The sequence below is a fragment of the Faecalimonas hominis genome, assembly GCF_054660755.1.
Genome location: NZ_BAAHSH010000003.1, coordinates 1 through 22,163, shown reverse-complemented (window position 1 = coordinate 22,163; position 22,163 = coordinate 1). Strand labels below are relative to the sequence as shown.

Sequence of the window (22,163 nt, the reverse complement as noted above, 5' to 3'; positions counted from 1 at the left end):
AATATAAGCGTAGAGAAGAATCGTAAAGTAAGCACTTTTTTGTGCTATAGTTACCTAAAAGTAACTATTGTGAAGAAATGGGGATTATTATGGAAAAAAATTTACCGATATGCCCGGTGGAGACGACACTTATGCTGATTGGGGACAAATGGAAAGTCTTAATCCTGCGTGATTTGATGCCGGGGACAAAACGGTTTGGAGAACTGAAAAAATCAATTGGAAATGTATCTCAAAAGGTATTGACCACAAATTTGCGCTCGATGGAGGAAAGCGGTCTGCTTACGCGAAAAGTATACGCGGAAGTGCCGCCGAGAGTAGAATATACGCTTACAGAAACAGGATATAGTTTACAACCGGTTTTGAGTTCCATGGTTGACTGGGGAACAGAATATAAGAAGAAAAGAAAGAAGGGATAGAAAATGGAAGAAAAGAGAACGAAACTGTATGTATTTACCGGTTTTCTCGGTGCGGGGAAAACAACTGTATTATCAAGAATTTTACAGGAGTCAAAAGAAGAAAAAAACGGTGTGATTCAGAATGAATTCGGAAAACTGGGGATTGATGGTGAGATATTAAAACATAATGATATTCAAATGGTGGAGATTAACCGCGGCTCTATTTTTTGTTCCTGTTTAAAACTGCAGTTCGTACAGGCATTAAGCGAGATGGCGCAATATGAATTTGATAAATTGTTTGTAGAAAGTTCCGGATTAGGTGACCCGTCGAATGTAGAAGAAATTCTGAAGGCTTCTGAGATGGTATCGGGTAGGTCTTATGATTTTCGAGGGGTGATTTGTTTCGTGGATTCGGTGAATTTCCTGTCACAACTGGAGGATTTAGAGACAGTTCACAGGCAACTGAAACATTGCCATCTGGCGGTTATTACAAAAACGGATTTGGTGTCTGAGGAGGAAGTTCAAAATCTTTGCAAAGTTATCAGAACGATTAACCCCGTATGCAAAATTGTGGAAAGTGCAAATAGAGATTTGGATATAACTGTTTTAGAAGAAGATTTATTATTGTATCAGTGGGCGGAAGGCGAAGAAACAACAAATACGGAAGAAACAAAACCAAAAACCCTGTTTATGGAACTTGAGTCGGAAGTGGAAGAGGAAGGACTGCGTTCTTTTTTGGAAGAGATTGCACCAAGCTTATACAGAGCAAAAGGATTTGTCCAATTTAAGGGAAAAGGCTGGAATCAGGTTGACCTGGTAGGAAAAAAGATTGATTTGCAGAAGACAGATGCGTTGGAAAAGGGACAGCTTGTGTTTATTTCTAAAATAGGGGCGGCTGTCATTAAAGAGATTTTTGCAGTGTGGGCAAAATATAATGATACAGAAATGAAGTTAAGAAATTAGGGGGAAATATGGTAATTAAAGTGATTGGTACAGGTTGTGACAAGTGTGACAGATTATATGAGAATGTAACGCAGGCAGTGGAAGAAACCGGTGTTGAAGCGGAAGTGGAAAAGGTGGAAGATCTTATGGAGATTGTGAAATTGGGCGTGATGACTTCTCCGGCGCTTATGATTGACGGAAAAATGATTTCCGCCGGGAGAGTGATGAAAAAGGACGAAGTGAAAACATATATACAGTCCACGGGAAAATAGGAAAGGAACAGATAATGAAGATTACATTACCGGAGAAAGTGAAAAAGATTATCCATACGTTAAAAAGTCATGGATATGAAGCGTATGCAGTCGGAGGCTGCGTCAGAGATTCGATTTTGGGAAGAGAGCCGGAAGACTGGGATATTACCACATCGGCCTTGCCAGAAGAGACGAAGGCACTGTTTGAACGTACTTTTGACACGGGAATTGAGCATGGAACGATTACCGTGTTAATGGGAAAAGAAGGTTTTGAAGTAACGACATATCGCATTGACGGAAAATATGAAGATAACCGCCACCCAAAACAGGTAACATTTACAAGATGCCTTCGGGAAGATTTGCTGCGAAGAGATTTTACAATTAACGCCATGGCATATAATGAAGAAGAGGGAATTGTTGATATTTTTGGCGGCATGGAAGATCTAAAAGAAGGTGTTATCCGATGTGTCGGCAATGCGAAAGAAAGGTTTGGGGAAGATGCACTTCGCATTTTGCGCGCGGTACGTTTTTCGGCACAACTCGGGTTTTCCATAGAGGAGGAAACGAAAGCGGGGATAGTGGCGTTAGCCCCTACACTGCAGCAGATTAGCGCGGAAAGAATTCAGGTGGAATTGGTCAAAATGCTTGTCTCCCCAAATCCTGAAAGAATACGGCTTGCATATGAACTTGGCATTACAAAAGTAATTTTGCCGGAGTTTGATGAAATGATGAATACGGAACAGGAAACACCTCATCATATGTATACGGTCGGGGAACACACGATCAAAGCGCTCACGATTATAAGGGCGGATAAAATTTTAAGATTGACGATGCTTCTGCACGATGTGGGAAAACCGATGATGAAGACCGTGGACAGGGACGGGGTTGCCCACTTTAAGTATCATGACGTGGAGGGGGAGAAAATCGTCAGAAATATTTTAAAACGATTGAAATTTGACAATGATACACTTCGGAAAGTGGCAAAACTAGTTAAATACCATGACTACAGAATGCCTGCGCGTACAAAAAATGTAAGACGTGCGGTCAACTTAATCGGAGAGGATTTATTTCCGTTTTATTTGGAAGTGCGTATGGCGGATACATTGGCGCAGAGTGAGTATCAGAGAACGGAGAAACTGGCAAATCTCGATGGAATCAGGGACTGTTTCGAGGAGATTCAGGAAAAGGGACAGTGCGTTTCCCTTAAGACGCTTGCCGTTACCGGAAATGATTTGATCCAGCTTGGCATGAAGCCGGGAAAAGAAATAGGGGAGATGTTGAATACATTATTACAGTTAGTTTTGGATAATCCTGAATATAATAATGAAGAAATGTTAAAACTTTATGTAAAAGAAAACAGAAAAATCTGACTTGTACTACAGGTTTTGTTCTACTTTGTAAAACTTTCTCATACAGTTAAAAGAGCAAAACAGAAAATGTAGGGGGAGTCATGAAAGAATATAGTTTAAATGTTTTGGAGCAATATGATATAAAAGTCAGTGCCACAAGAAAAGTGAGGGGCGCTATTTTATGTGAAACAGATAAAGGGGTACTTCTGCTTAAGGAAACCGTTGATTCGGAAAAGAAAATTTCCATGCTGGAGGAATTGACAACTCAAATGATACACAGGGGATACGAACGGGTTGACAATATGTTTATCAACAAAGAGGGAAACTTTGTCAGTATGTCTGAAGACGGGACACGTTATGTTCTAAAAAAATGGTATTTAGGACGAGAATGTGATGTGAAACGTGAAACGGAAGTTTTGGAAGCGACAAGAAACCTTGCGAGAATACATTTGATGATGAAAATTCCTAATGAGGACTGGAAATTATTTGTTGGAAATGATTTGGCGGAGGAATATACCCGGCACAACAGGGAATTGAGAAAAATAAGAAAATTTATGCGCAATAAGACGGCTAAAAGTCAATTTGAAAATGTTGCATTGAAACATTTTGGTGAAATGTATATGTGGGCAGAATACGCTGATAAGAAATTAGCATGTTCATCATATAAAATGCTTCTGGAAAAAAGTATTGAGGAGGGAGCAATCACCCACGGAGACTATAATTACCATAACCTGATTATAACGCAGCAGGGAATGGCGACAACCAATTTTGAACATTCCTGCCTTGATATTCAGGCGGCAGATTTATACTATTTTATGAGAAAAGTGTTGGAAAAACATCACTGGAGCGTGGAACTTGGCAGGGCTATGCTGCGTACATATCAGGAAATAAAACCTCTGGGGGAGGGGGAAAAAGAATATCTCTGTCTTCGTTTTGTTTATCCGGAGAAATTTTGGAAGGTACTGAACAGTTACTATCATTCCAATAAGGCGTGGATTTCCGAAAAAAATGTGGAGAAACTTTCTGTCGCCATTTCACAGACGGAAGAAAAGAAGAAGTTTTTAAAGAATATATTTGCTTTTCATTTGGAAAATACTGTTGTATAATAAAAAACAGCAAATTACAGGAGGTAAAAAAGTATGGATTATCAGAAAAGATATGACCAGTGGTTAAACGATTCCTACTTTGATGAGGACACAAAAGCAGAATTAAAAGGAATCGCAAACGATGAGAATGAAATTAAAGAACGTTTTTATAAAGATTTAGAATTTGGAACAGCAGGACTTAGAGGAATTATCGGTGCAGGAACAAATCGTTTAAACATATATACTGTCAGAAAAGCAACACAGGGACTGGCAAATTATATTGCGAAAAGAGATGCTAAGGAGAGAGGAGTTGCAATCGCATATGATTCACGCCATATGTCTCCGGAATTCGCGGACGAGGCGGCGCTCTGCCTTGCGGGAAATGGAATTAAGGCATATGTTTTTGACGCATTAAGACCAACTCCTGAGTTATCTTTCGCAGTGCGTCAGTTAAATTGTATTGCGGGTATCAACATTACTGCAAGTCACAACCCGCCGGAATATAACGGATATAAAGTGTACTGGGAAGACGGTGCACAGATTACGCCGCCGCACGATAAAGGAATTATGGCAAAAGTAGAGGCGGTTGAAGATTTCCATTGTGTGAAAACAATGTCTCTTGCAGAGGCAAAAGAAATGGGACTGTATCAGACAATCGGAGCGGAGATTGACGATGCTTATATTGCGGCGTTAAAGCAGCAGGTAATCCACCAGGACGCTATTGACGCAATGAATAAAGAACTTAAAATTGTTTACAGTCCTCTTCATGGTACGGGAAATGTGCCTGTAAGACGTGTTTTAAAAGAGTTGGGATTTGAGAATGTTTATATTGTCAAAGAACAGGAACTTCCGGACGGAGATTTCCCTACGGTATCTTATCCGAATCCTGAATCGGAAGAGGCATTTGAACTCGGTTTAAAACTGGCGAGAGAGGTTGATGCAGACTTAATACTTGCGACAGACCCTGACGCGGACAGACTTGGCGTATATGTAAAAGATACAGTGTCAGGCGAGTATAAAGTGCTTACGGGAAATATGTCCGGCTGTCTTCTCGCGGACTATGAAATCGGTCAGAGAAAAGAAAAAGAAGGACTTCCTGAGGACGGTTATCTCATTAAGACAATCGTTACTTCAAATATGGCTGATGCCATCGCAAAAGGATATGGAGCAGGTCTTATTGAAGTGTTGACAGGATTTAAGTATATCGGACAGAAAATTTTAGGATTTGAGACAACGGGAAAAGGTCACTACCTGTTTGGATTTGAGGAAAGTTATGGCTGCCTTATCGGAACGCATGCGAGAGATAAGGACGCGGTTGTTGCGACAATGGCTCTTTGCGAGGCGGCTGCTTATTACAAAACAAAAGGAAAAACATTGTGGGACGCAATGATCGATATGTATGAAAAATACGGATATTACAAAGACGGAATCCAGTCAATTACATTAAAGGGAATTGAAGGATTGGAAAAAATTCAGGAAATTTTGAATACATTGAGAAATGATACACCTTCTTCTTTCGGCCCATATAAAGTATTAAAAGCCCGCGACTATCAGGCTGATACAATCAAAGACATGGAGACGGGAGAAACAAAACAGACAGGACTTCCAAGTTCAAATGTTCTTTACTATGATTTGAACGATGAGGCGTGGCTGTGTGTAAGACCTTCTGGTACAGAACCAAAAGTAAAATTCTACTATGGAGTAAAAGGAACTTCATTGGAAGACGCAGATAAGAAATCAGAAGAGTTGGGCAAAGAAGTGCTTGAAATGATTGATAAAATGCTATAATTCCCCTTGACAAATATAGGGGAAACCGTTATAACAATACTTAGGGCAAGAGCAGGAAAAATAGGGAAAATGCTCGTAATTGCTATAGAATCTAAGATGGATTTTATGATACAACTAGAGGAGGATATATCCATGAATAAAACAGAATTGATTACAGCAGTTGCTGAAAATGCAGAATTATCAAAAAAAGATGCTGAGAAAGCGTTAAAAGCGTTCGTTGAAGTAGTTACAGAAGAATTGAAAAAAGGTGAAAAAATCCAGTTAGTAGGATTTGGAACATTTGAAGTAAGCGAAAGAGCAGCAAGAGAAGGAAGAAATCCACAGACAGGAAAAACAATGAGTATTGCGGCTTGCAAAGTACCAAAATTCAAAGTTGGAAAAGCATTAAAAGATGCTGTAAATTGTTAAAAAAGTGTGAAAGGGGACGTAGTAAAATCAGGTTTTACTACGTCCCCTTTTAAGGAGGAACTATGAGATTAGATAAATTTTTGAAAGTATCCCGTTTGATTAAGAGAAGAACAGTGGCAAATGAAGCCTGTGATGCGGGGCGTGTGTTGGTCAACGGATTGGTTGCGAAAGCGTCACAGAAAGTAAAAGTCGGGGATATTATTGAAATCCAATTCGGAACAAAAAGTGTGAAAGCGGAAGTGCTTGCTCTGCAGGAGACGACAAAGAAAGAGGAAGCAAAAGAGTTATTCCGTTACTTATAGGTATAGTCATAAATTTTCTGCCCTTTTCATATAATAGCAAAAAGAACGTGTTGTCTGTTCGGACAAAAGGAAAGGGCGTGTAGGTAAGTGGAAGAGAAACAAGTGCCAAAAGCACATAAAATTGTAATCAATAACCGAAAGACAAGTGTCGTAACAGGAGTGTTGGACGTCTTGTCTTTTGATTTGAATGAAATATTGCTGGAAACAGAACAGGGAATGCTTATGGTTAAAGGAAGCGATATTCATGTCAACCGGCTCAGTCTGGAAAAGGGAGAAGTGGACCTCTCGGGAAATATTGACAGTATCGCTTATTCTGAAATTCATGCAAAAGCAAAGCAGGGAGAAAATCTGATTGCAAAACTGTTCAGGTAACCGTTTATGCTTGGTTTAGAAAAAGAACTGGAAATATTTGTCCACGCTGTGATTGCGGGAATGGCAGTGTATGGTACATACACTTTGCTGAGAGTGATACGGAGAATCGTCAAACATAATCTGCTTTCCATTTCAATCGAAGATTTTCTTTTTTGGGTAGGGACGAGTTTTTATTTGTTTATAGAAATCTATTATACAAGTGATGGTAGTGTTCGCTGGTTCTTCATACTAGGTGTTGTTTTGGGTATGATTTTACTCTCTTTTGCACTTTTTTTGGCGAAAAAAATATGTGAAAAAATTAAGAAAAGTGTTGATAAAAGGGCGAAAACACGCTAAGATGAACATGTGTTATGGGGATAATGAAGTATAAATAAGTAGTAAATGGGGAATAAGTATGGCGAAAATAAACAAAAAAATAACTGCACGTCAAAAGAAACAACAGTTACAGCGCCATAAACGAAGTATGATGATTGTTACGTTTGTTTTGGTTCTGTTGGTGGGAGTGGTTTCTGTTAGCAGCATTTCACTTCAGGCGAAGAATAAGACATATAAAGTACAGGAAGCAGAACTGAAAAAACAGATTGAAGAAGAGAACGAAAGATTAGAAGACATTAAAGAGTTTGAAGAATATGTGCAGACAGATGAGTATGTAGAGGACAAGGCAAAAGACGAATTAGGGCTTGCCCGTAAGAATGAGATTTTGTTTCAGTCAGAAAAATAGAAAAGAGATTTTACAAAAGATTGCGTTTAGCGCAATCTTTTTTGTTTTTTATTGTACGGTCATACAATCTTTTGCAAAGAAAATAAGTGAGAGAAGGAGATAGGGTATGGGTAAAATAGAAGTGGACAATCCGTATGTGACACAGATAGATAAGTTTGCCAATTCACTCAGGCATTTATCGGATACATTTTTACATCTGGAGGAAAAGAGGGAGACGCTTACTCAGGCGGAAATGGAAGAAATTTTTGCCGAGATAGGTGAAAACGTCTGCAGGGAATGTGAGAACAGAGAATGGTGCATGGGGGAGAATGCGATTTATACATATCAGATGGTGTATGAAATTCTTTCGGCGGTGGAGGAGTACGGCGTTGAGTTGAATACGGAGATAAAGAGAAAATTGCAGAAACGCTGCATACAGGCGCCAAGATTTTTGCGGGAGACATTGGACACGTTTCAGGGGGCAAAAAAGACACTGCTTTGGAATAATAAATTGGCACAAAACAGGCAGGGGTGTGCCATTCAACTGGATTCTTTTGCACATATGATTCAGCATGCGACGAGAGAGTTGGACGCCAGTATTTTTTCGGACGAGTCTTTGGAAAAAAGAATACAGGCACAGTTGAAAAAGATAGATGTGCGGCTGTTGAGCAGTGTGTTTCTGATTACACCGGAAGGGAAATATGAGATACATCTCACTGTCCGTTCTAAAAAGGGACAATGTGTGACGACAAAAGAACTGGTATGGAATCTGTCAAAAGTTGTGGGCAGAAAAATGGTTTTACCGGAAGGGGAGCGTCTTTTGGTCGGTCAGGAGTACTGTACAATTGTCGCTATGGAAGGCCCGAAATACCATACTCTTCAGGGAGTTGCCAAAATCGGGAAAGGTTGTGATAAAATTTCCGGGGATAACTTTTCCATGATGGAACTTCCGGGTGGAAAACATGGCGTTATTTTGTCGGACGGTATGGGTTCGGGGGAAAAAGCGTTTCAGGAAAGTGCGATGGTTGTGGAAATGTTGGAAGAACTTCTGATTGCGGGATTTCCTAAGGAAACTGCCATTCAGATGATGAATACGGCTCTCGTTATGGGAAGAGAAGAAATCAGTTTTTCCACAATCGACATGAGTGTTTTTGATTTGTATAATGGAAATTGTGAGTTTGTGAAGGTGGGAGCGTCCACGACCTACATAAAACGTGGGGATAAAGTGGAAAGAATCAGTTCCACCAGTCTTCCGATAGGAGTTGTACAATATTTGGAGATAGAGACAACGCGGAAAAGATTGGAAAACGGGGACTTTGTCATTATGGTGACGGACGGTGTGCTGGACGCACTGCCGGTCGGGGAGCAGGATTTGCTGATGGAAATGATTATAAGCGGAACGAACAAAAACAATCCGAAAGAAATGGCGCACCACATTTTGGAGCAGGTGCTGGAGTGGACGGGAGAAGAACCGTTGGACGACATGACCGTGCTGGCAGTGGGATTTTGGAGTCTGTAATGAAATGGTTGCATTTTAAAAAGGAATTCTATATAGTGGAAATGTATATCAAAAGATAAAGGGACTGAATGTGATGATAGAAAAAGTTGCAAGATTTGTGGCAAAATGGGAAATGCTGAATAAAGCGGATAAAGTTGTTGTGGGCGTATCAGGGGGTGCGGACTCGGTATGCCTTCTTTTTGTTTTAATGGAACTGCAAAAGACAATCGGGTTTGATATAATCGTTGTCCATGTCAATCATCTTTTGCGCGGTGAAGATGCGGAAAGTGATGAGAAATATGTGAGGGAACTTTGCGAAAAATATCATCTAACCTGCGAAGTTTATCGGGAAAATGTAGAATGGATTGCGAAAAATAAGAGGGAGTCCTTAGAGGAAGCGGGAAGAAATGTGAGAAGAGAAGCGTTTGAACAAACGCTAAAAAAGTATGGCGGAACGAAAATCGCACTTGCGCATCATAGAAATGACAATGCAGAAACTCTTCTGATGAATTTGGCAAGGGGGAGCGGTCTGGCGGGACTTGGAGGCATGCGTCCGGTAAAGGAAAACAGAATTCGTCCGCTTCTCTGTCTTGAGAGAAAAGAGATTGAAGAGTATCTGTTGAAACGTCAGATTGCCTATTGCACAGATGAAACAAATTATTCCGATGCGTATACGAGAAACCGGGTTCGTAATCATGTTATACGGACGCTGGAACAGGGAGTAAATGAAAAAACGGTGGCTCATTTTTCTGAGACGATGGAGAGAATATGGGAACTGCAGGACTATATGGAGGAGGAAGCGGAAAGGCGCTACGACAGGGTAAGTCTTGAGAAAGAAAACAAAACAGTTCTTTTGAAGGAAGAGTATGAGAAACTCCCTCTGATTTTGCGTGGAATGGTAATCAAAAAGGCAATCGTTTCCATGACAAAGAAGGAAAAAGATATCCATGCCGTTCACATCGAAGAAGTACAGAAACTGATGGGCAATCAGGTGGGAAGGCAAATACATCTTCCGTATGGCGTTTGTGCCTGCCGTTGTTATGAAGGGATTTGTATTACGTTTGCAAGGGAAATGAGACAGAAAGAGGAAGCGGAAAAACAGGAAATAGACTTACTGCAGAGTAATCACAGGCAGATAGGGGAGTGGAATATTTCTTATGAAATAAAGAATGCGGAAGAAATCAGCAGGGAGGAAGTAGAAAACCCCTACACGAAGTGCTTTGATTGTGATATAATGGACAGAACTATAGTGATACGGACGAGGGCTGCGGGCGACTATATTACCATCAATGAAAGTGGAGCGAAGCAGAAACTTAAATCTTATTTTATCAATGAGAAAATCCCTAAGGAAGAGAGGGACAGGGTTCTTCTTCTGGCAGACGGCAGCCATATTTTATGGGTTGTGGGATATAGAAGAGGTTGTGCGTATCAGATAGGTAAGAATACAAAACATATATTAAAAATCACAATAGACAAAGGAGAAAAGGACAATGTCAGAAAAAATTAAAGTATTAATTTCAGAAGAAGAAGTAAATGCAAGAATTGAAGAATTAGGAAAGAAAATCAGCGAAGACTATGCCGGAAAACAGGTTCATTTAATCTGTGTGTTAAAAGGTGGAGTATTTTTCATGTGTGAATTGGCAAAGAGAATTACTGTTCCGGTTTCTATGGACTTTATGAGCGTAAGCAGTTACGGTGACGGAACATCTTCCAGCGGAGTTGTTAAAATCGCAAAAGATTTAGACGAAACATTGGAAGGAAAAGACGTTATTGTTGTGGAGGACATTATTGATTCAGGAAGAACATTGTCATACTTATTGGAAATCCTGCAGAAGAGAGGCCCAAAAAGTATGGGATTATGCACATTACTTGACAAACCTGACCGCCGTGTGAGAGATGTCAAAGTGGACTATGTAGGATTTGAGATTCCGGACGAATTCGTAGTCGGATACGGACTGGATTATGCACAGAAATATAGAAATCTACCATACATCGGCGTAGTGGAAGGTGTCGAGTAGAAAGGGGTATTGAGAAATTGAATAATGGTAAGAGCAGAGGTGTAAATGGTTTTCCTTTCATCTTGTTGATTGTAGTGTTTTTGGTGACGTGGTGGATTCTGAATGATATCCCGCAGAGAGAATCAGCATATACTTACAGTGCATTTAAGTCTGCTGTTCAAAATGATGAGGTGAAATCTGTCACGGTTAAGCAGAACAAGGCAATTCCTACCGGTCAGGTGGAAGCCGTTCTGAAAGATGACAGTAAGGAAACTTTTAATGTATCGGACGTAAAAGAAGTTGAGAAATTTTTGGAAAAGGAAAATGTAGATTACTATGTGAATGATGTTCCGAAAGACAGTTGGTTTGCTACAACCGGATTTTCAACACTCGTATCCGTAGGGCTTATTTTGTTCCTGTTTATGATGATGAACCGTCAGGCAGGCGGAGCGGGTGCGAAAGCCATGAGTTTCGGAAAGAGCCGCGCGAAGATGAGCACGGATAAGGACAGAAAGATTACATTTTCGCAGGTGGCAGGCCTTCAGGAAGAGAAGGAAGATTTAGAGGAGATTGTAGACTTCTTAAAAGAACCGAAGAAATATATTCAGGTTGGCGCGAGAATTCCGAAAGGGGTACTCCTCGTAGGACCTCCGGGAACAGGTAAGACACTTCTTGCAAAAGCTGTGGCAGGTGAGGCGGGTGTTCCGTTCTTCACTATTTCCGGTTCGGATTTTGTGGAAATGTTTGTAGGTGTAGGCGCTTCCCGAGTGAGAGATTTATTTGAGGAAGCGAAGAAAAATGCTCCGTGTATTATTTTCATCGACGAAATTGATGCGGTTGCGAGAAAGCGTGGAACCGGAATGGGCGGCGGTCACGATGAGAGAGAGCAGACGCTGAACCAGCTTCTTGTTGAGATGGACGGCTTTGGCGTAAATGAAGGAATTATCGTAATGTCTGCCACAAACCGTGTGGATATTCTTGATCCGGCAATTTTAAGACCGGGACGATTTGACAGAAAAGTTATGGTTGGAAGACCTGACGTAAAAGGAAGAGAGGAGATTCTTCGTGTTCATGCGAAAGGAAAACCTCTTGGTGACGATGTGGATTTATTACAGATTGCGCAGACAACGGCAGGGTTTACCGGAGCGGATTTGGAAAACCTGTTAAATGAGGCCGCGATTAATGCGGCGAAGGAAGACAGAGTTTATGTAAAGCAGAATGATATTCGCAAAGCGTTCGTAAAAGTCGGCATCGGAGCGGAGAAGAAGAGCCGTATTATCTCCGAAAAAGAAAAGAAAATTACGTCATATCACGAGGCGGGACATGCGATTTTATTCCATGTACTTCCTGATGTAGGCCCTGTTTACAGTGTGTCTATCATTCCAACGGGAACCGGTGCGGCAGGTTACACAATTCCTCTTCCTGAAAAAGACGAGATGTTTAATACAAAAGGAAAGATGCTGCAGGATATTACGGTATCTCTTGGAGGAAGAATTGCGGAAGAGATTATTTTTGACGATATTACGACGGGAGCATCTCAGGATATTAAGCAGGCGACGGCTATGGCAAAATCTATGGTAACAAAATTTGGTATGTCGGAAACGCTTGGTCTGATTAATTACGATAATGACAGTGAAGAGGTGTTTGTCGGACGTGATTTTGCACACACATCTAGAGGATACGGCGAGGAAGTTGCCGGACAGATTGACAGAGAAGTGAAACGTATTATTGATGAATGTTATGCGAAAGCAAAAGCGATTATCAAAGAACACCAGTCTGTGCTGCACGCATGTGCCGATGCTTTGCTTGAAAAGGAGAAGATTACAAGAGAAGAATTTGAGGCATTATTTGAAGAAACGGTATCTGAAGGTTAGAGAAGGAGTGCTTCTATGAATAAACAGGCGTTGTTTAGTGATGGGACAGGGAGTTATGTATGGCCTCCTGATCCATCGGTAAATAGCCGGATTACCATACGTTTCCGCACTGCAAAAGATGATGTGGAAAATGTATGGCTTGTATCCGGAAACGAAAGATTGCCTATGACAAAGAGAGAGACAGAAGGAAACTTTGATTATTATACTGTTGAAAAACAACTGGGCAGTGAAATTTTTTACTATTATTTTGAAGTGAAAAGCAAAGATGACTACTGTTATTATAATACCTACGGAGTTTGTAAGAACCTGATTCATTCCTATTCTTTTGCGGTTGCACCGGGATTTTCCACACCGGATTGGGCAAAAGGGGCGGTAATGTATCAGATTTTTGTTGACCGCTTTTGTAATGGTGATAAAACGAATGATGTGGAAACGAGGGAATATCTCTATATAGGAGAACCGTGTCAAAAAGTGACGGAATGGAACCGTTATCCGAGAGAGATGGACGTGCGTGATTTTTATGGCGGAGACTTAAAAGGCGTTATGGATAAATTAGACTATCTTCAGGATTTAGGGATTGAGGCGATTTATTTTAACCCCATATTTGTTTCACCGTCTAATCACAAATATGACATACAGGATTATGACTATATAGATCCTCACTATGCAGTGATCCTTCATGATGGCGGCGAATTGGTCGGCGAGCATGCTAAAAACAACGTGCACGCAACGAAATATCAGAAAAGAACAACAGATAAAGAAAATTTAGAGGCAAGCAATCGCTTTTTTGCTCAGTTAGTTGAAGAGATTCATCGAAGAGGAATGAAAGTGATTTTGGACGGCGTATTCAATCACTGCGGCTCTTTTAATAAATGGTTGGACAGAGAACATATTTATGAGAGGCAGCAGGGATATGAGAAAGGCGCATACATTTCTAAAGACAGTCCGTATAGGGAGTTTTTCCATTTTAATGAAAATAAAGATTCAGACTGGCCATATAATACCCGCTATGAAGGCTGGTGGGGGCATGATACCCTTCCGAAATTAAATTACGAAGATTCTCCAAAACTGGAAGAATATATACTGAATATTGCTAAAAAATGGGTTTCTCCGCCGTACAATGTGGACGGCTGGAGATTGGACGTTGCTGCTGATTTGGGATACAGCAACGAATATAATCACGAATTTTGGAAAAAATTCCGCAGTGCCGTAAAAGAGGCGAATCCCAATGCGGTAATTATCGCAGAACATTACGGAGATCCGAAAGAGTGGCTTTTGGGAGATGAATGGGATACGGTAATGAATTACGATGCGTTTATGGAGCCGATTACATGGTTTTTAACCGGTATGGAAAAACACAGTGACGAAGAAAGACAGGAACTATGGGGGAATGCAGACCATTTTGCGGAAACGATGAAGTATCATATGTCCAAAATGTTTACACCTTCAAGACTTGTTGCAATGAACGAATTGTCTAATCACGACCATTCCCGTTTCCTCACAAGAACGAACCATATGGTGGGAAGGGCGGCACAGCTGGGCGCGAAAGCGGCGGAAGAGTATGTGAGTAAGGCAGTCTTCAGAGTTGCCGTTACAATGCAGATGACTTGGATAGGCGCTCCGACGATTTACTATGGTGATGAGGCGGGCGTATGCGGGTTTACCGATCCGGATAACCGAAGAACATATCCGTGGGGGTTAGAAGATAAATTGCTGATTGCTTTCCATAAAGAAATGATACGGATTCACAAAAAATATGAGGCGTTCAAGAGCGGATCAATCTTATTACTGCATGGAGCGGAGCATATTTTGGCGTATGCCAGATTCAGCGACACGGAACAATTTGTTGTTGTGATAAATAACAGAAGTGAACGTGCGGAAATTGTTGTTCCGGTATGGCGTGCAGGCGTTCCGAAAGAGGGCAGAATGAGAAGGCTGATGTATACTTATGACGATGATTATACAACGGAATATGAAGAGTATATTGTGAAGAATGGGGAAATGGTAGTCAATATGGGAAAACATTCGGCGCTTGTGTTAAAGACGATGGAATTTTAAAAATAGGCGCTTATCCTTTTGGATTATGGTTAAAGTCAATATAATTTTTGTGTATGAAAAAAATGTAAAAAATTGGAAAAAAGTTATAGACAATATTTTCCGGTTATGTTAATATCAATCTAGAGCAAATTGGTATAGTTTTTACAGAAGTGTAGTAAATATCATCTGCTTTTTACCAAAATACATTTTAAAGTAAAATATTTATTTTAAATTATATATGTCTTTTTGACTATCTTTTTATATCTTCTTAAATGTCCGCAAAGCCTTATTTTATCGGTTCTACGGGCATTTTGCTTTTGTGGTAAACCTCACATATCTAGGTCTATCTTCTTATATTTTCTCTATCAAACGTGGTTAAAATCGTGGTAAATACTTCTATGCAATTAGACGCTGAACCTCTGATTTTGCGGTATCTATGGACGCATGAGCATACCAGTTCATTGTGATACTAATGTTTGAATGCCCCATGATATACTGTAAATCTTTTGGGTTCATGTTCTTGCTTGCCAGCCTTGTGCAGAACGTATGGCGTAGCGTATGCGGTGTGATATGTGGCAAGGGATTGTCTTTGTGGTGCTTGTTGTATTTCTTTACCATACGGACAAATAAGGCGTTGTAATCAATCGCAACTTTTGGCTTGCCCTTATGATTGACAAATAGGAAATTGCCCCGTCCGTCTATCACAAATGGTTCTGCCTTTGGGCGTTTCTTCATAACCCGTTGAAATGCCTGTATCGTTTCTCTGCTTAATGGTACTTGCCTTATCCCGCTTTTCGTCTTAGGCGTTTCAATATAATAGCCCTGTTCCTTACTCTTTAGTAACTGGTGGTCGATAATCACAACTTCATTCTTGAAATCAATGTCGGCTACTGTCAGTCCGCACAGTTCCGAGATACGAAGTCCTGTTTTTAACAGTATCAGCACATCATCATAATGCTTGTGATACACATTGTCCGTCTTAATAAATGACAATAAGGCTTGTTCCTGTTCCTCTGTCAATGCGACTTTCTCTTTGGTATCATTTTCTAGGACTTCATTTAACTTGAAATCAAAAGGGTTCTTCCTTACGCAATCGTCTTGTATAGCGATATAGAATGACGCTTTTAACGAGCGTTTATGGTTGTTAATGGTATTGTAGGAAAAGCCTTTGTCTTTCATGCGTAACGCCCATTCCTTAGCGTCAGAGGGCTTGATTGTATCAATGCTCCTAGCACCTAACTTATCCTCTTTCAATAACCGCATGAGTTGTTCCCGTTGTTTCATTGTGCTTTTCTTCACATTTGCCCTCTGTGCGTTCTGTTTGGCATAGAGTTGGCAAAGCGTCATTTTCTTGCCTGTGCTGTCGATACCGTCCTCAATATCCCGTCTTATCTGCTGTTCCAGTTCTCGAAGTGAGGGTTTTTTCCGTTTTCCCTTTGGTGTCGGGTCTGTGGGTGTCAATCTCCAAGCATACACATATTTTGTGTTTCCAAATGCGTCCACATATTTATATAAGTATTTTCCGTCTGTTCGTTGGCTCTCTCCAGTATGCAGGATACGTCCTTTGTTATCCCGTCTTTTTTCTTTCATGGTGTCTGCTCCTTTCCTTGTTGGAAAGAGCCTTGATATGACTTGTGTTCATCATAACACATACAAGGCTCATTTGCACTAGATAGCGTCCAATTTGTCAATGACCTGTTCAAACTGTCGGCGTTTAATCTGTATGCGGTTGCCATTCATAATGAGCCAGCCAGCGTCCTTGTTTTCCTCTGCCAATCGTCTTAACTTGTTTTCTCCGATACGGAAATACTTTGACGCTTCTTCAATGGTAAGGGTGTATTTTTCCCATACGGGAATATCGTTGTTATTCATCAGATACCCCCTTTCCCATGTTTCGTGTCATACTGGATATAGGGGATAAGGTCGGTGCGGTTTATCCTCTGTAAATGGGCGGTTAATTTACTGGAAAGGGAATTGCTGTATCTTGCCTTATCAAGCATAGTTCCTACTTTTTCCAGTCCACCTAATGCGTCATGTTCTTCTAAGAAATAAAAACTTTTGACAGCGGAAATCACGCCACCCTCTGTGAGCCATTGCTGTGTTTCCTCAAGGGAATTTTGCTGTTTTGGTACTTGCAGTTTCAAGACTTCCACAGCCCCTAAAAAGCGTTCCCAAAATCGACACGTTTTCCACCTGCTTTTATTACTTTCATTTCTGTTTGCTACGACAAAGCGTAGGTTGTTTGCCAGTAGCCCGAAAGCCAGTTCCCCAAGTTCCAGCGGTCTGTCTTTGAATGTCATGGCAAAAGCATGAGCCTTATCATCACGCAGTTGCATTTCTGTCCGTTTCCAACTGCCGACTTCATCAAGTGTCTTATTATGTTTTGAACAGACTTCCTTATCTTTATCATAAAAGCGGTAGGATAATCCCGATTTACCAGCACCAATATAAACAGTCTTTGCAGTGTAAAAGTAACGAGGGCGAGGAAGGATATGTACGTATCATAGAAAAAAACGTAAAAAAATGTTGCTTCCGCTTATCTTAATTTTTGCCTTGTTGGTTGGCGGAGGAATCTGGTGGGCGTTAAACCGGCAGCCGAAAGTTGATTTAGATAAAGAAGCGATTGCTTATCAGATGCCGAATGGAATGAAAAATGAAAATCCTAATGAAATTATGATTCCGGTCTTTTCAGAACTGACGATGAAGACAGGGAAAAATAAAGTAGAAGCAGGCTTGGTGAATCCGGAAGGAAACCCATGTTATTTTAAATATCAGATTTATTTAAAAGAAGGAAACAAACTTCTATATGAAAGTAAGTGGTTAGAACCCGGCACAGCGATTGTGGAAATTGAGATAAAAGAGAAATTTGAAGTTGGCAATTATCCGATTACAATTTCCGTTAAGACAGGCTCATTGAAAGATCCTGAAGTTGAGATGAATGGCGGAGAGGTAGAGACTATACTTAAGGTGGAATAATTATGAAGAAAAATTGGAGGAAAGAAATTATCTGTCTGTGTTTGTCGGTTTTGCTGTTATCAGGCTGTGGAAATACTAAATATGAGGCAAAAGATACTGTAGAGCGGGAAGGAAATACATTTCAAATCGGAAATTTGCAGTTGGAAGTCAAATCATGGGACAAAAGAGAAGAGGTTAAACCCAAAAATCCGCAGGGATATTATAACCACTATAAAAAAGAGGAGGGCTATTACTATCATGTATTATACGGAACACTGAAAAATACCGGAGATAAAAAAGTAAATGTAAACCAGATAAAAGTGGAAGGGCTTTCCAACAAAGAACATTATCAGGGGAAAATTGTGCTTATTAACGAAATTCAAAGTTATTTTTGGGAAGAAATAGAGCCGGGAGTAGAACTCGATTTCTATATATTTTCAATTGTTGAAAAGAAAGAGAAAGCGCCTTCGGAATACATTTTCTATTTTGATGAAGATGGAAAAATAGATAAAGAACAGGTAAGTTTTGACCACAAGATAAAATATTCTATACCTTCAGAATTGAAAAGGGATAAGGAGAATTAAGAATAGGAGGGAGAAAAGTTGGGAAAAAAATCTTTTTTACTGTTAATCATTGCTTTGAGTATTATGGTGAGCGGCTGTGGAAAATTTTATAATAGGGACACAAGACCGGGGGAAATTATAAAGATATCCATGGAAGAAATGGAAACGATGATGAAAGAAAAGGAAACATTTACGTTAGTTGTTACCCGTGACTATTGTAAATATTGTGCGGAATTTTATGAACTGATGGAAAGTTATCTTAAGAACCACCATGTGAAAATTTATGATGTAAACATTGATGAAAATTTTGGCGCAAAGTCAGATGAGAATATAGAAAAAATAGAAGATATGTTTCCGGATTTTGTGGGAACACCCGGAATATTCTATATTGAAGACGGAAAACTGGTAAATCAGTTAGATAATGAAAGTCAGGATTTAACTAAAACATTATTTGATAATTGGGTACAAGATTATAAAATGGACAAGAAAAAATAATGAAGACTTTTCTACTGAGAAACAGGGTGAGTATATTTTGGAAAAGAAAAAGAAAAGTGGGAAGAAAATAAAATATTTTAATGTAGACACGTGCGTATGCTGCGGGGAAATCGTTCCCGAAGGGCAGATGATATGTGAAAAATGCCGACAGAGTTTAAATGAAGAGAAAAAATCTAATACAGATTAGAACTTTTTCTTGCTTTTTTATTTAGAGTGTGATATAAATAGATATTGTTAGGCATATGGATGGATTCCCGAGTGGCCAAAGGGGGCAGACTGTAAATCTGTTGGCACCGCCTTCGAAGGTTCGAATCCTTCTCCATCCATTCATAAAACTAAGGGTAGAGAAAGCGGTTTGCTACAACCAAAACGGTTCGAATCCTTCTTCAACCATTTATATTTTAATTTATATATGCCGCAGTGGCGGAACAGGCAGACGCACAGGACTTAAAATCCTGCGGGACTTATACTCCCGTACCGGTTCGATTCCGGTCTGCGGCAGTGAGAAGCAGTGGGAGAGAAATCTTTGTGAAACAGAGGTTTCTCTCTTCTTGTTTTAGGTTGGCAGTGCATTTTTAGAAAAACATACTAGGAAATTGCAGAGAACTACGGTATAATAATTGCACGAAGTGAAAGAGAAGATAGATTGAGGAGAAAGAGATGAAAGAGATGAAAATCACAGATACAGTTAAGTATGTAGGTGTAGATGATAAGACGTTGGATTTGTTTGAAAGTCAGTATGTGATTCCGAATGGAGTTTCCTATAACTCATATGTCATTCTTGATGAAAAAGTAACTGTTATGGATACAGTAGATGCAAGAGCGACAGAAGAGTGGCTTGCTAATTTAGAAGAAGTTTTGGACGGCAGAGAAGTGGATTATCTTGTTGTTTCTCATATGGAACCGGATCACGCGTCCAATGTTCAAAATTTAATTGAAAAGTACCCAAGTATGCAGGTAGTCGGCAATGCGAAAACATTTAATCTTGTTTCACAGTTTTTTAATGTGGATTTGGAAGGAAGAAAAGTTCTCGTAAAAGAAGGAGACACTCTAAATATCGGAAGTCATACATTACAGTTCTTTATGGCACCGATGGTACACTGGCCGGAAGTTATGGTGACTTACGAGCAGTCTGAGAAGATTCTCTTTTCGGCAGACGGATTTGGAAAATTTGGGGCATTAGATACAGATGAAGATTGGGCTTGCGAGGCAAGACGTTACTATTTCAATATTGTAGGAAAATACGGTATGCAGGTGCAGAATCTTTTGAAGAAAGCGTCGGCATTGGATATAGAGATGATTTGTCCGCTTCATGGTCCGATATTGAAAGAAAATTTAGCGTATTATATAGATAAGTATAATACATGGAGCAGTTATGAACCGGAAGAAGAAGGGGTTTTGGTAGCATATGCTTCCATTCACGGAAATACTGCAGCAGCGGCAAAGAAAATGGTAGAAATCCTTGGGGAAAAAGGTGCGAAAAAAGTTGCTGTAATGGATTTGTCAAGAGATGATATGTCTGAGGCGATTGAGGACGCATTTAAGTACGATAAATTAGTTGTGGCTGCGGCAACTTATGATAACGGAGTATTTCCATGTATGGAAAACTTCTTAACGCACTTAAAAGCGAAAAACTTCCAAAAACGTAAAGTGGCGATTATGGAAAATGGTTCATGGGCTCCGACAGCGGCAAGACAGATGAAGGCAGTATTTGAAAGTATGAAAGACATAACAATTTGTGACACTGTAGTGACAATCAAATCTGTAATGAACGATGATACAGTAGAAGTTATGGAAAAAATGGCAGATGAATTAATGGCATAAGGTGATAAAGGGGCGTAGACTATTGATAGGATATGCCCTTCTTTTTCGGAAAAGAAAGAAGATAAAATATGTAAAAAAGTTGTTGACAATGGTTGGAATATCTGATATGATATTAAACGTGTCAGAGATAAGTTATCAAATGACATAAGCCCAGATAGCTCAGTCGGTAGAGCAGAGGACTGAAAATCCTCGTGTCGCTGGTTCGATTCCGGCTCTGGGCATAGTTGAATAAGATTGATTATGCGGGTGTAGTTCAATGGTAGAACACTAGCCTTCCAAGCTAGATACGTGGGTTCGATTCCCATCACCCGCTTTTTTGCTACGTAAAAATATATAAGATATGTTTTGTGAGTGTATTATAGAAAAAATAGAATCTTGCTATTAACTGAATAATGTGTTTGGGATATATTGATATTTCTTTGGGAATGATCTTCTTTTGTTAGATTAGTAAATGTCTACCAAAAGAAGATTTATTTATTTTATAATCTTGTTAGTAGTAACAACTTAAAAACAGAAAATTTATAAAAAAATAAAACTAAAAAAATAAATAAAAAATATATTTTTTTAAATATAAGGTTGAAAAAATATAAAAAATTGTTAATATAAAATGGAAATTATGTGATTGTAAATAATGGCTGGGGACAAAATAATGTTTGGGTTCGGGAAAATTATACTAATCTAGATGGGGTGATATATTTTGCAAAATAAACGATGGAAAATTATGCTTTTGAATGTGAGTGTTGTAACGGCATTATCCCTTTCTGTTATTTCCTGTAAAAAAGATGTAAGCCCACTGGAAGGTGTAAACAAAGATAATCTTGTGAAAATCTCAATGGCTGATGAGGAAATGATAAGACATGGGGCTGAATATATTGTTTTAGATGAGAATGCTTCTGAAGCGCTGTTGGAGGATTTGAAAAATATATCGTATAAGAAAATGAATAATGATAGTATCAAGGGTTTGATTTATCATATGGAGATAGAGTGTGAAGTAGAAAAAGAAATAGTGTCAAAAAAACTCTATTTTTATAATCCGGATAAAGTTAAGATAGATGATGAACTGTATCAGATTCCGAAAGAAACATATAAAAAGTTTGAGAAATATTTTTGACGGATAATAAAGTGAGGGCATATCAAATTTGATATGTCCTCTTAAATTGTTAGGGTAAAGCCCTGTTTGCCATTGTGGAGTTTTTCGCTGATTCGAAAAACGGAACTTTGGAAAACAAATAAACCACCTGCTATGCAGGTGAGATAGAGGTGCTTCAGCTTACAGTAAAAAACCTCCAGTGTTATAATTAATGCAAGGTTCGCCAACCGCATTAATA

General features: G+C 39.6%; 23 protein-coding genes, 4 tRNA genes and 1 pseudogene. 25 read left to right on the top strand and 3 right to left on the bottom strand.

Going from position 1 to position 22,163, the window contains the following annotated elements; genetic code table 11:
* Positions 1-89: 89 nt before the first annotated feature.
* The 16 genes from ACYQ35_RS00405 (at position 90) to ACYQ35_RS00330 (ending at position 15,019) form a co-directional block, all read left to right on the top strand.
* Entirely contained in the window at positions 90-416 is a 327-nt protein-coding gene (locus ACYQ35_RS00405) for a winged helix-turn-helix transcriptional regulator (protein ID WP_459829057.1), read from the top strand.
* Between the two features lie 3 nt (positions 417-419).
* Positions 420-1,358, top strand: coding sequence for a CobW family GTP-binding protein (locus ACYQ35_RS00400; RefSeq protein ID WP_459829054.1), 939 nt, complete (start codon positions 420-422; stop codon positions 1,356-1,358).
* Between the two features lie 8 nt (positions 1,359-1,366).
* Positions 1,367-1,609 carry a thioredoxin family protein gene (locus ACYQ35_RS00395; RefSeq protein ID WP_009462455.1) on the top strand — a complete coding sequence of 81 codons (243 nt, stop codon included), beginning with the start codon at positions 1,367-1,369 and terminating at the stop codon, positions 1,607-1,609.
* A gap of 14 nt (positions 1,610-1,623) precedes the next feature.
* Positions 1,624-2,958: a CCA tRNA nucleotidyltransferase gene (locus tag ACYQ35_RS00390; RefSeq protein WP_459829050.1), complete on the top strand. Its 1,335-nt coding sequence runs from the start codon at positions 1,624-1,626 to the stop codon at positions 2,956-2,958.
* Positions 2,959-3,038: 80 nt separating this feature from the next.
* On the top strand, positions 3,039-4,043 hold the full coding sequence (locus tag ACYQ35_RS00385) for a CotS family spore coat protein (protein ID WP_009462451.1): 1,005 nt from the start codon (positions 3,039-3,041) through the stop codon (positions 4,041-4,043).
* A gap of 33 nt (positions 4,044-4,076) precedes the next feature.
* Positions 4,077-5,810: a phospho-sugar mutase gene (locus ACYQ35_RS00380; protein ID WP_459829047.1), complete on the top strand. Its 1,734-nt coding sequence runs from the start codon at positions 4,077-4,079 to the stop codon at positions 5,808-5,810.
* A gap of 105 nt (positions 5,811-5,915) precedes the next feature.
* Positions 5,916-6,218: an HU family DNA-binding protein gene (locus tag ACYQ35_RS00375; protein WP_172618727.1), complete on the top strand. Its 303-nt coding sequence runs from the start codon at positions 5,916-5,918 to the stop codon at positions 6,216-6,218.
* Between the two features lie 62 nt (positions 6,219-6,280).
* The gene (locus tag ACYQ35_RS00370; protein ID WP_009462444.1) at positions 6,281-6,520 is read left to right on the top strand and encodes an RNA-binding S4 domain-containing protein; all 240 of its coding nucleotides are present in this window, start codon (positions 6,281-6,283) and stop codon (positions 6,518-6,520) included.
* Positions 6,521-6,607: 87 nt separating this feature from the next.
* Positions 6,608-6,892: a sporulation protein YabP gene (gene yabP, locus ACYQ35_RS00365; protein ID WP_040449319.1), complete on the top strand. Its 285-nt coding sequence runs from the start codon at positions 6,608-6,610 to the stop codon at positions 6,890-6,892.
* Positions 6,893-6,898: 6 nt separating this feature from the next.
* On the top strand, positions 6,899-7,228 hold the full coding sequence (gene yabQ, locus ACYQ35_RS00360) for a spore cortex biosynthesis protein YabQ (RefSeq protein WP_009462441.1): 330 nt from the start codon (positions 6,899-6,901) through the stop codon (positions 7,226-7,228).
* A 58-nt stretch (positions 7,229-7,286) separates the two neighbouring features.
* A complete protein-coding gene (locus ACYQ35_RS00355) occupies positions 7,287-7,613 on the top strand; it encodes a septum formation initiator family protein (RefSeq protein WP_009462438.1) in 327 nt (108 codons plus the stop codon).
* A gap of 106 nt (positions 7,614-7,719) precedes the next feature.
* Entirely contained in the window at positions 7,720-9,111 is a 1,392-nt protein-coding gene (locus tag ACYQ35_RS00350) for a SpoIIE family protein phosphatase (RefSeq protein ID WP_009462436.1), read from the top strand.
* Between the two features lie 73 nt (positions 9,112-9,184).
* Positions 9,185-10,597: a tRNA lysidine(34) synthetase TilS gene (tilS, locus tag ACYQ35_RS00345; RefSeq protein ID WP_459829113.1), complete on the top strand. Its 1,413-nt coding sequence runs from the start codon at positions 9,185-9,187 to the stop codon at positions 10,595-10,597.
* Positions 10,581-11,108 (top strand): hypoxanthine phosphoribosyltransferase, encoded by a 528-nt coding sequence (gene hpt / locus ACYQ35_RS00340; protein WP_009462433.1) that lies wholly within the window; start codon positions 10,581-10,583, stop codon positions 11,106-11,108. Before tilS ends, hpt begins: the two co-directional genes overlap by 17 nt.
* A 17-nt stretch (positions 11,109-11,125) precedes the next feature.
* Entirely contained in the window at positions 11,126-12,961 is a 1,836-nt protein-coding gene (gene ftsH / locus ACYQ35_RS00335; protein WP_459829039.1) for an ATP-dependent zinc metalloprotease FtsH, read from the top strand.
* A 15-nt stretch (positions 12,962-12,976) separates the two neighbouring features.
* Positions 12,977-15,019: a glycoside hydrolase family 13 protein gene (locus ACYQ35_RS00330; RefSeq protein ID WP_459829036.1), complete on the top strand. Its 2,043-nt coding sequence runs from the start codon at positions 12,977-12,979 to the stop codon at positions 15,017-15,019.
* Positions 15,020-15,394: 375 nt separating this feature from the next.
* Here ACYQ35_RS00330 and ACYQ35_RS00325 read toward each other — a convergent pair whose 3' ends face one another.
* The 3 genes and pseudogenes from ACYQ35_RS00325 to ACYQ35_RS00315 all read right to left on the bottom strand — a co-directional run.
* Positions 15,395-16,588: a tyrosine-type recombinase/integrase gene (locus ACYQ35_RS00325; protein WP_459829033.1), complete on the bottom strand. Its 1,194-nt coding sequence runs from the start codon at positions 16,586-16,588 to the stop codon at positions 15,395-15,397.
* Between the two features lie 78 nt (positions 16,589-16,666).
* Positions 16,667-16,870: an excisionase gene (locus ACYQ35_RS00320; protein ID WP_002607397.1), complete on the bottom strand. Its 204-nt coding sequence runs from the start codon at positions 16,868-16,870 to the stop codon at positions 16,667-16,669.
* Positions 16,870-17,469, bottom strand: a pseudogene (locus tag ACYQ35_RS00315) (replication initiation factor domain-containing protein); the annotation flags it as partial. The gene ACYQ35_RS00320 and the pseudogene ACYQ35_RS00315, both read right to left, overlap by 1 nt.
* 52 nt (positions 17,470-17,521) lie before the next feature.
* On the opposite strand from ACYQ35_RS00315, the gene ACYQ35_RS00310 reads away from it, so the two are divergent.
* From ACYQ35_RS00310 to ACYQ35_RS00270, 9 genes are all read left to right on the top strand, one after another.
* Positions 17,522-17,974 (top strand): hypothetical protein, encoded by a 453-nt coding sequence (locus ACYQ35_RS00310; protein ID WP_009462413.1) that lies wholly within the window; start codon positions 17,522-17,524, stop codon positions 17,972-17,974.
* A gap of 2 nt (positions 17,975-17,976) precedes the next feature.
* Positions 17,977-18,537 carry a hypothetical protein gene (locus tag ACYQ35_RS00305; RefSeq protein ID WP_459829029.1) on the top strand — a complete coding sequence of 187 codons (561 nt, stop codon included), beginning with the start codon at positions 17,977-17,979 and terminating at the stop codon, positions 18,535-18,537.
* Positions 18,538-18,555: 18 nt separating this feature from the next.
* Positions 18,556-19,011, top strand: coding sequence for a thioredoxin domain-containing protein (locus ACYQ35_RS00300; protein WP_459829026.1), 456 nt, complete (start codon positions 18,556-18,558; stop codon positions 19,009-19,011).
* Between the two features lie 244 nt (positions 19,012-19,255).
* Positions 19,256-19,337 (top strand) — tRNA-Tyr (locus ACYQ35_RS00295).
* A gap of 88 nt (positions 19,338-19,425) precedes the next feature.
* Positions 19,426-19,512 (top strand) — tRNA-Leu (locus ACYQ35_RS00290).
* A gap of 159 nt (positions 19,513-19,671) precedes the next feature.
* Positions 19,672-20,835 (top strand): FprA family A-type flavoprotein, encoded by a 1,164-nt coding sequence (locus ACYQ35_RS00285; RefSeq protein WP_009462410.1) that lies wholly within the window; start codon positions 19,672-19,674, stop codon positions 20,833-20,835.
* Positions 20,836-20,983: 148 nt separating this feature from the next.
* Positions 20,984-21,056 (top strand) — tRNA-Phe (locus ACYQ35_RS00280).
* Positions 21,057-21,077: 21 nt separating this feature from the next.
* Positions 21,078-21,148, top strand: a tRNA-Gly gene (locus ACYQ35_RS00275).
* Positions 21,149-21,532: 384 nt separating this feature from the next.
* A complete protein-coding gene (locus ACYQ35_RS00270; RefSeq protein WP_459829023.1) occupies positions 21,533-21,946 on the top strand; it encodes a hypothetical protein in 414 nt (137 codons plus the stop codon).
* The last annotated feature ends 217 nt before the right edge of the window (positions 21,947-22,163 follow it).

What these genes read in the sequence shown, in the direction of transcription:
- ACYQ35_RS00405 (WP_459829057.1), top strand. Translation starts at nt 90, where the DNA reads ATGGAAAAAAATTTACCGATATGCCCGGTGGAGACGACACTTATGCTG.
- ACYQ35_RS00400 (WP_459829054.1), top strand. Translation starts at nt 420, where the DNA reads ATGGAAGAAAAGAGAACGAAACTGTATGTATTTACCGGTTTTCTCGGT.
- ACYQ35_RS00395 (WP_009462455.1), top strand. Translation starts at nt 1,367, where the DNA reads ATGGTAATTAAAGTGATTGGTACAGGTTGTGACAAGTGTGACAGATTA.
- ACYQ35_RS00390 (WP_459829050.1), top strand. Translation starts at nt 1,624, where the DNA reads ATGAAGATTACATTACCGGAGAAAGTGAAAAAGATTATCCATACGTTA.
- ACYQ35_RS00385 (WP_009462451.1), top strand. Translation starts at nt 3,039, where the DNA reads ATGAAAGAATATAGTTTAAATGTTTTGGAGCAATATGATATAAAAGTC.
- ACYQ35_RS00380 (WP_459829047.1), top strand. Translation starts at nt 4,077, where the DNA reads ATGGATTATCAGAAAAGATATGACCAGTGGTTAAACGATTCCTACTTT.
- ACYQ35_RS00375 (WP_172618727.1), top strand. Translation starts at nt 5,916, where the DNA reads ATGATACAACTAGAGGAGGATATATCCATGAATAAAACAGAATTGATT.
- ACYQ35_RS00370 (WP_009462444.1), top strand. Translation starts at nt 6,281, where the DNA reads ATGAGATTAGATAAATTTTTGAAAGTATCCCGTTTGATTAAGAGAAGA.
- yabQ (WP_009462441.1), top strand. Translation starts at nt 6,899, where the DNA reads ATGCTTGGTTTAGAAAAAGAACTGGAAATATTTGTCCACGCTGTGATT.
- ACYQ35_RS00355 (WP_009462438.1), top strand. Translation starts at nt 7,287, where the DNA reads ATGGCGAAAATAAACAAAAAAATAACTGCACGTCAAAAGAAACAACAG.
- ACYQ35_RS00350 (WP_009462436.1), top strand. Translation starts at nt 7,720, where the DNA reads ATGGGTAAAATAGAAGTGGACAATCCGTATGTGACACAGATAGATAAG.
- tilS (WP_459829113.1), top strand. Translation starts at nt 9,185, where the DNA reads ATGATAGAAAAAGTTGCAAGATTTGTGGCAAAATGGGAAATGCTGAAT.
- hpt (WP_009462433.1), top strand. Translation starts at nt 10,581, where the DNA reads ATGTCAGAAAAAATTAAAGTATTAATTTCAGAAGAAGAAGTAAATGCA.
- ACYQ35_RS00330 (WP_459829036.1), top strand. Translation starts at nt 12,977, where the DNA reads ATGAATAAACAGGCGTTGTTTAGTGATGGGACAGGGAGTTATGTATGG.
- ACYQ35_RS00325 (WP_459829033.1), bottom strand. Translation starts at nt 16,588, where the DNA reads ATGAAAGAAAAAAGACGGGATAACAAAGGACGTATCCTGCATACTGGA.
- ACYQ35_RS00320 (WP_002607397.1), bottom strand. Translation starts at nt 16,870, where the DNA reads ATGAATAACAACGATATTCCCGTATGGGAAAAATACACCCTTACCATT.
- ACYQ35_RS00310 (WP_009462413.1), top strand. Translation starts at nt 17,522, where the DNA reads ATGTTGCTTCCGCTTATCTTAATTTTTGCCTTGTTGGTTGGCGGAGGA.
- ACYQ35_RS00305 (WP_459829029.1), top strand. Translation starts at nt 17,977, where the DNA reads ATGAAGAAAAATTGGAGGAAAGAAATTATCTGTCTGTGTTTGTCGGTT.
- ACYQ35_RS00285 (WP_009462410.1), top strand. Translation starts at nt 19,672, where the DNA reads ATGAAAGAGATGAAAATCACAGATACAGTTAAGTATGTAGGTGTAGAT.